This is a genomic window from Serratia sp. CY84636 (assembly GCF_052166245.1).
Lineage (GTDB): Bacteria > Pseudomonadota > Gammaproteobacteria > Enterobacterales > Enterobacteriaceae > Serratia > Serratia nevei.
Genome location: NZ_JBJNOX010000001.1, coordinates 877,513 through 887,635 on the forward strand (window position 1 = coordinate 877,513; position 10,123 = coordinate 887,635).

General features: G+C 63.7%; 8 protein-coding genes. 3 read left to right on the forward strand and 5 right to left on the reverse strand.

Features of this window, described 5'->3' with window-relative positions:
- The first annotated feature begins 156 nt into the window (after positions 1-156).
- Entirely contained in the window at positions 157-1,713 is a 1,557-nt protein-coding gene (locus tag ACJ8QI_RS04395) for a PTS transporter subunit EIIC (protein WP_387442642.1), read from the forward strand.
- Positions 1,710-2,405, forward strand: a complete 696-nt coding sequence (locus ACJ8QI_RS04400) for an N-acetylmannosamine-6-phosphate 2-epimerase (RefSeq protein WP_442532119.1) — start codon at positions 1,710-1,712, stop codon at positions 2,403-2,405. Before ACJ8QI_RS04395 ends, ACJ8QI_RS04400 begins: the two co-directional genes overlap by 4 nt.
- 30 nt (positions 2,406-2,435) lie before the next feature.
- On the opposite strand, the gene ltaE is transcribed toward ACJ8QI_RS04400, so the two are convergent.
- The 5 genes from ltaE to ACJ8QI_RS04425 all read right to left on the reverse strand — a co-directional run bounded on the left by ltaE (position 2,436) and on the right by ACJ8QI_RS04425 (position 9,233).
- On the reverse strand, positions 2,436-3,452 hold the full coding sequence (gene ltaE, locus ACJ8QI_RS04405; RefSeq protein WP_442532120.1) for a low-specificity L-threonine aldolase: 1,017 nt from the start codon (positions 3,450-3,452) through the stop codon (positions 2,436-2,438).
- A gap of 75 nt (positions 3,453-3,527) precedes the next feature.
- Complete coding sequence (gene poxB / locus ACJ8QI_RS04410; RefSeq protein WP_442532121.1) at positions 3,528-5,249, reverse strand: ubiquinone-dependent pyruvate dehydrogenase; 1,722 nt, start codon at positions 5,247-5,249, stop codon at positions 3,528-3,530.
- A 199-nt stretch (positions 5,250-5,448) separates the two neighbouring features.
- Positions 5,449-6,450: an NADH oxidoreductase gene (gene hcr, locus ACJ8QI_RS04415; RefSeq protein ID WP_084826498.1), complete on the reverse strand. Its 1,002-nt coding sequence runs from the start codon at positions 6,448-6,450 to the stop codon at positions 5,449-5,451.
- A 56-nt stretch (positions 6,451-6,506) separates the two neighbouring features.
- On the reverse strand, positions 6,507-8,156 hold the full coding sequence (gene hcp, locus ACJ8QI_RS04420) for a hydroxylamine reductase (RefSeq protein ID WP_164113778.1): 1,650 nt from the start codon (positions 8,154-8,156) through the stop codon (positions 6,507-6,509).
- A 180-nt stretch (positions 8,157-8,336) separates the two neighbouring features.
- The gene (locus ACJ8QI_RS04425) at positions 8,337-9,233 is read right to left on the reverse strand and encodes a lysine exporter LysO family protein (RefSeq protein ID WP_004928363.1); all 897 of its coding nucleotides are present in this window, start codon (positions 9,231-9,233) and stop codon (positions 8,337-8,339) included.
- Between the two features lie 187 nt (positions 9,234-9,420).
- Between ACJ8QI_RS04425 and ACJ8QI_RS04430 the strand changes: the two genes are divergently transcribed.
- The coding region (locus ACJ8QI_RS04430) for a DUF2813 domain-containing protein (RefSeq protein WP_442532122.1) at positions 9,421-10,123 on the forward strand (703 nt) is incomplete at its 3' end.

Here is a 10,123-nt window from a genome sequence, read left to right on the forward strand (position 1 = left end):
GAGTATGCCCGTTTCTATTGTGGCGGAAAGACGCCGCCGCTCGCCAGCAAAATCGACGGATTGTGAAGCCGATCATCGTTATGAATAAAATTTCCATTAAATAAATTTTAATGTGGTAAAAATTTTCATCATAAAAATGATAGCGGGGAAAAATTTATGTCAACACCAGAATTGTCGCGCTCCGGCGGCTGGTTCGAAAAAGCCCAGCTGTTCGGCAAATCGTTCATGCTGCCGATCGCCGTGCTGCCGGCGGCCGGCCTGCTGCTGGGGATCGGCGGTGCGCTGTCCAACCCCAATACCGTCGAGGCGTATCCCTGGCTCGACGTCGGCTGGCTGCAAAGCGTATTTACGGTGATGGCCAGCGCCGGCGCCATCGTGTTCGCCAACCTGGCGGTCCTGTTCGCGGTCGGCGTGGCGGTGGGGTTGGCCAAAAGCGACAAGGGCACGGCGGGGCTGGCCTCGCTGATCGCCTATCTGGTGATGAACGCCACCATCAATGCGCTGTTGAAAATCAACGGCACGCTGGCCACGCAGAACGCCGGCGCGCTGGGGCAGGGAACGATTCTCGGGATCCAGACGCTGGAGACCGGGGTGTTCGGCGGGGTAGTCATCGGTCTGGTGACCTGGTATCTGCACGGCCGCTACAACAAAATAGCGCTGCCGCCGTTCCTGGGCTTTTTCGGCGGCTCGCGCTTTGTGCCTATCGTCAGCTCACTGGCGGCGATGGCGGTCGGCGCCCTGATGACCGTGGTGTGGCCGCCTTTCCAACGGCTGATCTTCGGCATGGGCGGCCTGGTGGACGCCAGCGGCTATCTCGGCACCTTTATCTACGGCTTCGTGCTGCGCATGCTTGGGCCGTTCGGCCTGCATCACATCTTCTACCTGCCGTTCTGGACCACCGCGCTCGGCGGCAGCGAAGTGATCAACGGACAGCTGGTGGAAGGCACGCAGCGCATTTTCTTCGCCCAGTTGGCCGACCCGAATACGCAGCAGTTCTACATCGGCACGGCGCGTTTCATGTCCGGCCGCTTTATCACTATGATGTTTGGCCTGGTCGGCGCCTGCCTGGCGATGTACCAAAGCGCGCGCCCGGAGAACCGCAAGCGCGTCGGCGGGCTGCTGCTGTCGGCGGCGCTGACCTCTTTCCTGACCGGCATCACTGAGCCTATCGAATTCTCGTTCCTGTTCATCGCGCCGGCGCTGTACGTGGTGCACGCGCTGTTCGACGGCCTGGCGTTCGCGATCGCGCACATTCTGCATATCACCATCGGCCAGACGTTCTCCGGCGGTTTTATCGATTTCATGCTGTTCGGCGTGCTGCAGGGCGAAGCGAAAACCCACTGGATGTATGTGCCGCTGGTCGGGGTGCCCTGGTTCTTCCTGTACTACTTCACGTTCCGTTTCCTGATCCTGCGCTTCAATTTCAAAACGCCGGGGCGTGAGGTGGAAACCGTGCCGGAAACGGTGATGAGCGGCACTGAACGCTCGCAGCAGGTGCTGGCGGCGCTGGGTGGCAAAGAGAATATCGTCGAACTGGATTGTTGCGCCACGCGGCTGCGCGTGACGGTAAAACAGAGCCGGTTGCTGGACGAGGGCGGACTGAAGGCCAGCGGCGCGCGGGCGGTGATCGTTCGCGGCAACGGCGTTCAGGTGATCTATGGCCCGCACGTGACCATTATTAAAAACGAAGTCGAGGAGTTGTTGGATTTATGACGCTTTCCATTTTGCAGCAGATTAAGGGCCGGCTGGTGGTGTCTTGCCAGGCACTGGACGACGAGCCGCTGCACAGCGATTTTATCATGGCACGCATGGCGCTGGCGGCTGAGCAAGGCGGTGCGGCAGGGATCCGCGCCAACGGCGTCGAAGACGTTAAAGCCATCATGCGCACGGTGGCGCTGCCGGTGATCGGCATTATCAAGCGTGATTATGCCGGTAGCGATGTCTATATCACGCCGACCCTGCGTGAAATCGATGAGCTGATGGCTGCGGCGCCACAGATGATTGCGCTGGACGCGACCGGCCACCCTCGGCCAGGGGAGCTGCAGCTGGCGGCGTTGGTTGCCGCGATCCGCGCCAGGTATCCCCGGCTGCTGCTGATGGCGGACATCGCCACCGTGGAAGAGGCGCAAGAGGCTGCCAGGTTGGGGTTCGACTGCGTGGGCACCACGCTGCACGGCTATACCGCCGAAAGCCGGGGCGCCCGACTGGCGGAGGACGATTTCGATTTTCTGCGCGCGGTGTTGGCGGCGGTGCCGGTGCCGGTCATCGCCGAGGGCAATGTCGAAACGCCGGCGATGGCCGCACGCTGCCTGACGTTGGGGGCGCATGCGGTCGTGGTGGGCGGCGCCATTACGCGCCCGCAGCAGATCACTCGCCGTTTTGTCGAGGCCATCGGCGGGCGGTGAAGGGCTCCCCGGCGCGCCGGGGAGGAGGGATCAGGCGTGCTGCTGGAGGAACTCTCGCCACAGCTCGACCACCCGCTGCAGATCCTGACGGCTGACGTCGAGGTGGGTCAGAATGCGCGTCAGCGGGCCGCTGCTGATCAGCACGCCGCGTTCGCGCATCCACGGGCCGAATTTGGCCGCCAGCGCCGGTGATTGGCGCAGGTACAGCACGTTGGTCTGTGCGCCGGGTTCGGCGATCTCTACGCCGATCTGCCGCAGCTGTTGCTCCAGCCAGACCGCGTTGTCATGGTCGTCGTGCAACCGCGCGACGTTATGCTCCAAAGCGTAAAGACCGGCCGCCGCCAGGATGCCGGCCTGACGCAGCCCGCCGCCGGTCATCTTGCGCCAGCGCAGCGCGCGCTGAATGAAGGCCTCGCTGCCGCACAGCAGCGATCCCACCGGCGCGCCCAATCCTTTCGACAGGCAAATGGTGAAGGTGTCGCAGTATTGCACGATCTCTTTCAACGGCAGGTTCAGCGCCACGGCGGCGTTGAAGATGCGCGCGCCGTCGATATGCAGCGCCAGCTGCCGCTCGCGGGTAAACTGCCACGCCTGCTGCAGGTACGCCTGCGGCAGAACTCGGCCGCTGATGGTGTTTTCCAGGCTCAGCAGCCGGGTGCGGGCGAAGTGGATATCGTCGGGTTTGATGGCGGCGGCGAGCTTATCCAGCGGCAGCGTGCCGTCCGCGTCGGCCTCGATCGGCTGCGGCTGGATGCTGCCCAGCACCGCCGCGCCGCCGGCCTCGTATTTATAGTTGTGCGCCTGTTGGCCGACCAGATATTCGTCGCCGCGCTGGCAGTGGCTCAGAAGTGCCACCAGGTTGGCCTGGGTGCCGCTGGGCAAAAACAGCGCCGCTTCTTTGCCCGACAGGCGTACCGCCTCGGCCTCCAGCGCGTTGACCGTCGGGTCATCGCCGTAGACGTCGTCGCCGACCTCTGCCTGAGCCATCGCCTGGCGCATGGCGGCGCTGGGGCGGGTGACGGTGTCGCTGCGTAGATCGATAAGCATAGGGTTCCTGGAATGTAAGGGAGAGGAAAAGGGTACATGGCATCATATACCCTTATTTCACCGGGGGCAGCTTGCTTAGCGCAGCCAGTTGGTCTTCGCCAGCTCGACCACTTCGTCGCCGCGGCCGTTGATGATGGCGCGCAGCATGTACAGGCTGAAGCCTTTGGCCTGTTCGAACTTGATCTGCGGCGGCATCGCCAGCTCTTGCTTGGCGGTGACCACGTCCAGCAGCGCCGGGCCGGGGTGCGCCAACATCTCCTGCAGCGCGCCGTCCAGATCCGACGCTTTTTCCACGCGGATGCCCTTGATGCCGGCGGCGTTGGCGATCGCCGCGAAGTCCGGGTTATGCAGGTCGGTGCCGTCGGTCAGATAGCCGCCGGCCTTCATCTCCATCGCCACGAACCCCAGCACGCTGTTGTTGAACACCACGATTTTCACCGGCAGTTTGAGCTGCGCCAGCGACAGGAAATCCCCCATCAGCATGGTGAAGCCGCCGTCGCCGCACATGGCGATCACCTGTTTATCCGGCGCGGTGGCCTGGGCGCCGATCGCCTGCGGCATGGCGTTGGCCATCGAACCGTGGTTGAACGAACCGAGCAGGCGGCGCTTGCCGTTCATTTTCACGTAGCGGGCGGCCCACACCGTCGGCGTGCCGACGTCGCAGGTGAAGATGGCGTCGTCGCTGGCGTACTGGCTGAGCTGCTGCGCCAGATACTGCGGGTGGATCGGCTGGTCGTCGTTGGCGGTCGCCAGCCCGTCGAGATCCTTGCGCGCGTTGCGGTAATGCTCCAGCGCCTTGTCGAGGAACGCCCGGTCGCGCTTGGGCTCCAGCTGCGGCAGCAGGGCGCTGAGGGTGGTGTGGATATCGCCCACCAGCGCCATGTTGACCGGGCAGTGCGCGCCGATGCTGCCGGGGTTGATGTCGATCTGAATGATATTGGCGTTGGTGGGGTAGAACGCGCGGTAGGGGAACTGGGTGCCGAGCAGCACCAGCGTGTCGGCGTTCATCATCGCGTGATAGCCGGAGGAGAAGCCGATCAGCCCGGTCATGCCGACGCTGTACGGGTTATCCCACTCGATGTGCTCCTTGCCGCGCAGCGCGTGCACCACCGGCGCCTGCAGCAGCTCGGCCAGCTTGACGACCTCATCGTGCGCGCCGGCGCAGCCGCTGCCGCACATCAGGGTGATGTTCTTCGCCTGATTCAGCGTCTCCGCCAGCTTGTTCAGCTCGCTCATCGGCGGCTGCACCAGCGGCAGCGCCGGGGTATGCCAGGTCAGGGTCGCGTCCTCCGGCGCCATGCGCAGCGCCACGTCGCCCGGCAAGACTACCACCGAGACGCCGCGGTTGAGGATCGCCTTGCGCATGGCGATCTCCAGCACGCGCGGCAGCTGTTCCGGGTTGGAAACCAGCTCGCAATAGTGGCTGCATTCGCGGAACAGCTCCTGCGGATGCGTTTCCTGGAAGTAGCCGCTGCCGATTTCGCTGGAAGGAATGTGTGCGGCGATCGCCAGCACCGGCACATGGTTGCGGTGGCAGTCGAACAGCCCGTTGATCAGGTGCAGGTTGCCGGGGCCGCAGGAACCGGCGCACACCGCCAGCTGGCCGGTGAGCTGGGCTTCGGCGCCGGCGGCGAAGGCGGCCACCTCTTCATGGCGGGTGCCCAGCCATTCGATGGTGCCCATGCGGTGCAGGCTGTCGCTCAGGCCGTTGAGCGAATCGCCGGTCACGCCCCAAATGCGTTTTACGCCGGCTTGATCCAGCGTTTTGGCGATCAGTGTGGCTACGGTTTGCTTCATGGTTCCCCCAAACATGGTTTGAAAAACGATGTGTACTCGATCCGGTGAGTGTCAGCAGAACAACTGCAAGCATAGCTTACCGGCTGTGGACGAGATGCGGTCAGGAAGGGTAAAGAGCGTAGGACGGAGGAAAGTGTAACCGGGCGGGGATGAGGGAGCTTGCCGATAAATGCCCCATCGCGGCGATGGGGCCTGGGGATCACGCCAATGTGACGTCGCCCTGCAGCTGGCAACTGCAGGCCAGCACGTAGCCTTGCGCTACCTCTTCTGCGCTCAGCGTCATGGTGCTGGTGGTGGTGTAGTCGCCCTCGAGGATGCGGGTTTTGCACGAGCCGCACACCCCGGCGCGGCAGGCGGCGTTGACCGGCAGGGCATTGGCCTCCATCGCCGCCAGCAGCGTGCTGCCGACTGGCACGCGGAATTCGCGCAGCGGGCGGGCGGCGCGCAGCGTCAGCCCTTCGGTGGCATCGGCCTGCGTTGTCGGCGTGTGGAACTGCTCTTTATGGAAACGCTCGGCCGGCACGCCGAGCCGGCGGCAAAGCTGCTCCACCTGTTCCATGTAGGGCGCAGGGCCGCAGGTCATCACCGTGCGTTCGGCGATATCCGGCGCCGCCTGCCGCAGCGTCTGTTCATCGATGCGGCCGCTGAGGTAGCCGGGTTGCAGATCCCGCTCGGCCATCAGCGTCAGGCGCAGCTGCGGATGGGCGGCGCACAGCGCGCGCCATTGATCGGCGAAAATCGTGTCGGCGGGGGTGCGCACGTTAAAGATCACGGCGATATCGCAGGCCGGGCGGTTGGCGGTCAGCCAGCGGCACATCGAGACGATCGGCGTCACGCCGCAGCCGGCGGCCAGCATCAGATAACGATCGGCCGGGTGACGCTCGCAGCTGAACTCGCCCTGGGCATCGGACAGCCACAGCGTGTTGCCGGGCTTGACCTCTTGCGTCAGCCAGCGCGACCCGACGCCGTCCGGCAGGCAGCGCACGCTGATGCTGAGAAAGCGGCTCTGGCCGGGCGAGGAGGAGAGCGTATAGGCGCGCAGCGTCTCCTCGCTGTTGCGGATGCTGACCAGCGCAAACTGGCCCGCCTGATAGGGGTAGAAAACGTCGCAGATCAGGTTCAGCGTCCAGACGTCGGCGGTTTCACGCTGGATGGAATGCACCTGCATGCGGTTCGGGCAAAGCGGAGTGGGTTGAGTCATCGGGGCACCTCAAAAAGCAAAGGGGCCGGCGCAGGCGGCCCCATAACGTAACGGCATCAGGCGAGCAGCGCGTTGATATCCTGCTCGACGGTGGTGATCGGACGCAGGCCGAATTTCTCGTTGAGGATCGCCATCAGGTTGTCGGTTAGGAAGCCCGGCGCGGTCGGGCCGGTGACAATGTTTTTCACCCCCAGCGACAGCAGCGTCAACAGAATGACGATCGCCTTCTGTTCAAACCAGGACAGCACCAGGCTGAGCGGCAGCTCGTTGACGCTGCAGCCGAGCGTGTCCGCCAGCTTGACCGCCAGCATGATGGCGGAGTAGGCGTCGTTGCACTGGCCGACGTCCAGCAGGCGCGGCAGCCCTTCCAGGGTGCCGAAGTCCAGCTTGTTGAAACGGTACTTGCCGCAGGCCAGCGTCATGATCAGGCAGTCTTGCGGCACGCTGCGGGCGAAGTCGGTGAAGTAGCTGCGCTCGTCGCGGCTGCCGTCGCAGCCGCCGACCAGGAAGACGTGGCGCAGTTTTTTCTGCGACACCAGATCGATCACCGTGTCGGCGGCGTTCAGCAGCGTCTGGCGGCCGAAGCCGACGGTGATCAGGTGCTCAATCTCGGTGTAAGGGAAGCCGTTCATGCCCTGCGCCTGGCGGATCACGGCGCCGAAGTCGTCGCCTTCCAGATGGTTGACGCCCGGCCAGCCGACGATGCTGCGGGTCCAGATGCGATCGCCGTAGTTGCCGACGTTCGGATCGATGATGCAGTTGGAGGTCATCACGATCGGGCCGGGGAATTTGGCGAATTCCGTCTGCTGGTTCTGCCAGCCGCTGCCGTAGTTGCCCACCAGATGCTTGAATTTTTTCAGTTCCGGATAGCCGTGCGCCGGCAGCATTTCGCCGTGGGTGTAGACGTTGACGTTTTGCCCTTCGGTTTGTTCGAGCAGCATACGCAGATCTTTCAGATCGTGGCCGGAGATCAGAATGGCTTTCCCGGCCACCGGGCGCACGTTGACCGCGCTGGGCTGCGGATCGCCGTAGGCTTGGGTTTCGCCGCGATCGAGGATCGCCATCACGTTGAAGTTCATCTTGCCGATGCCCATGGCGTTGTTCAGCAGGGTGTCGACGTCGCGCGGCCGGGTGCCGAGCCAGGCCATAAAGGCGTGGTAGTCGGCATAGAGCTGCTCGTCGAACTGGCCGAGCACGTGCGCGTGTTCCATATAGGCCGCCGCGCCTTTCAGGCCATACAGGCACAGCATGCGCAACCCGTGGACGTCGTCGCCTACCTCGGTCTTGTCGCTGTTGAGGGCAAACTGCGCCGCCTGTTGCAGCAGCGCAGGCATATCGTCACCGGCCAGCTGCAGCGCCGCCATCGGGTGATCGACGCGTACGCCGGCGTCCAGCAGCCGGCAACGGGCGGCCAGCGAATCGCGCAGCAGCAGGGTTTCGCGCGCGTAGCCGATGATGCGCTGAGAGTCGAAGTTAACGTTGGTCAGGGTGGAGAAGAAGGCGCGCGGGGCGAAGCTGTCGATCTCGTGGTCGACGATGCCCAGCGAACGCGCCTGCAGCGCCCAGGCGGAGAGCCCCTGCAGCGCCGCCACCAGCAGATCCTGCAGATCGGAGGTTTCCGCCGTCTTGCCGCACATGCCCTGAGCATACGCGCAGCCGTTGCCTGCCGGGGTACGGATGGTTTGTTCACATTGCACACAGAACATAGTCGCTTCCTTTTATTTTTAAAGTTGCATTTGTAATGCTTGTTTAAAAGCATAGATCGACGATCGGGGTTGCAAAAGGCTTTTGTGCGACTACTGCGGGCAAGTTTGATTTAGCGCAATTTTGCCGTGCGGATGGGAATTATTACCCTTTGGGGGCCGGGCGGCCCCCAGGGGAAAGGATCAGGAGAACAGGGCGATCAGCACCGGCGCCAGCAGGCTGAGCAGGAAGCCGTGCACGATGGCGGGGGGCACCATGTCCAGCCCGCCGCTGCGCTGCAGCACCGGCAGGGTGAAGTCCATCGAGGTGGCGCCGCACAGGCCGAGGGCGGTGGAGCGGCTGCGGCGCACCAGCGTCGGGATCAGCATGATCGCCACCAGCTCGCGCGCCAGATCGTTGAAGAACGCGGCGCTGCCCATCACCGGGCCGTAGGCGTCGGTGATCAGAATGCCCGACAGCGAATACCAGCCGAAGCCGGAGGCCATCGCCAGCCCGGCCTTGACCGGCAGCCCCAGCAGCTGCGCCGCCAGCGCGCCGCCGGCCAGCGACGCGACGGTCACCACCAACGCCACCAGCGTGCCGCGGCGGTTGAGCACAATCTGGCGCAGCGTCATGCCGCTGTTGCGCAGCTGAATGCCGACCAGCAACAGCAGGAAGATCAGCGCATATTCGCTGCCTTTATGGGCGAACTGCAGCCATTGCCACTGCGTCAGGCCGAGCAGGAAGCCGCCGAGCACCACGCCGCACAGCTTGAGCGACTCCAGCGCCATGTGCACGCGCGAAGGCAGCTTTTCCTGTTTATGGCTGCTGCGCCACGGCATGCGCCGCTCCAGCAGCGCCAGCAACAGCAGATTGGCGCAGAGAATGCAGAAGAAGAACACCGCGCTGTACTGGAAGATCAGCACCAGGTTGCTGCTGAGATCCTCCATAAACGCCAGGCTGATACCCATGAAAAACAGGATCACGTACACCATCCAGCTCAGCAGCCGGTTGATCAGCACCAGCAGCGGGCGATGGCGTAAGGGAATGAGGTAACCGACAATCAGCGGTAACAGAATAATCAACAGTCCTGAGTACATGGTGCAGCTTGTGTCCTTGAGTTTTGAAGCGCGCCGAACGGCGGCGAGGAGCACACGCTAACCAAAAGCCCGGCCGGAGTAAAGCGGCAGATTTGACGTTGGCCGCTTGACCTGCAAGGGGTTTTTTGACCATGCTCTGTGAAGGTCACCTCATTGAAGAGGCGACGGCGCGCACGGGAGGCGGCGGATGTTCTTGGAGCGTATCGAAATTGTAGGTTTTCGCGGCATTAATCGGCTGTCCCTGATGCTGGACGACAACACGCTGTTGCTCGGCGAAAACGCCTGGGGTAAATCCAGCCTGCTGGATGCGCTGACGCTGCTGCTGGCGCCGGAGCAGAAGCTGTATCGGTTTGAAGCGCACGACTTCCATTTCCCCCCCGGTGAAGAGTCGGCTAAAGAGCGCCACCTGCAGGTGGTGTTCACCTTCTGCGAAAAAGACATCGGCCATGCGCACCTGCCGCGCTATCGCCACCTGACGCCGCTGTGGGTCAAGGGCGAGGATGGCCTGAGCCGCATTCATTACCGCTGCGAAGGCGAGCTGGCCGACGACGGCACGGTGTGCACCTGGCGCGGTTTTCTCGACGCCGACGGCAACGCCTTTCAACTGCACCATATCGAACAGCTGGCCCACGCCATCATCCGCATCCACCCGGTATTGCGCCTGCGCGACGCGCGCTTTATTCGCCGCCTGCGCCCCAGCAGCCTCGGCGATGAACGCAAACCCGATACCCAGGCGCTGGCGCAGCAGCTGGATCAGCTGACGCGCGAGCTGGTGCGCAATCCGCAGAAGCTGACCAACGGTGAGCTGCGCCAGGGCCTGGCGGCCATGCAGCAGCTGCTGGAGCACTATTTTGCCGAGCAGAGTTCGCAGGTGGCGCGGCCGCGCCGCC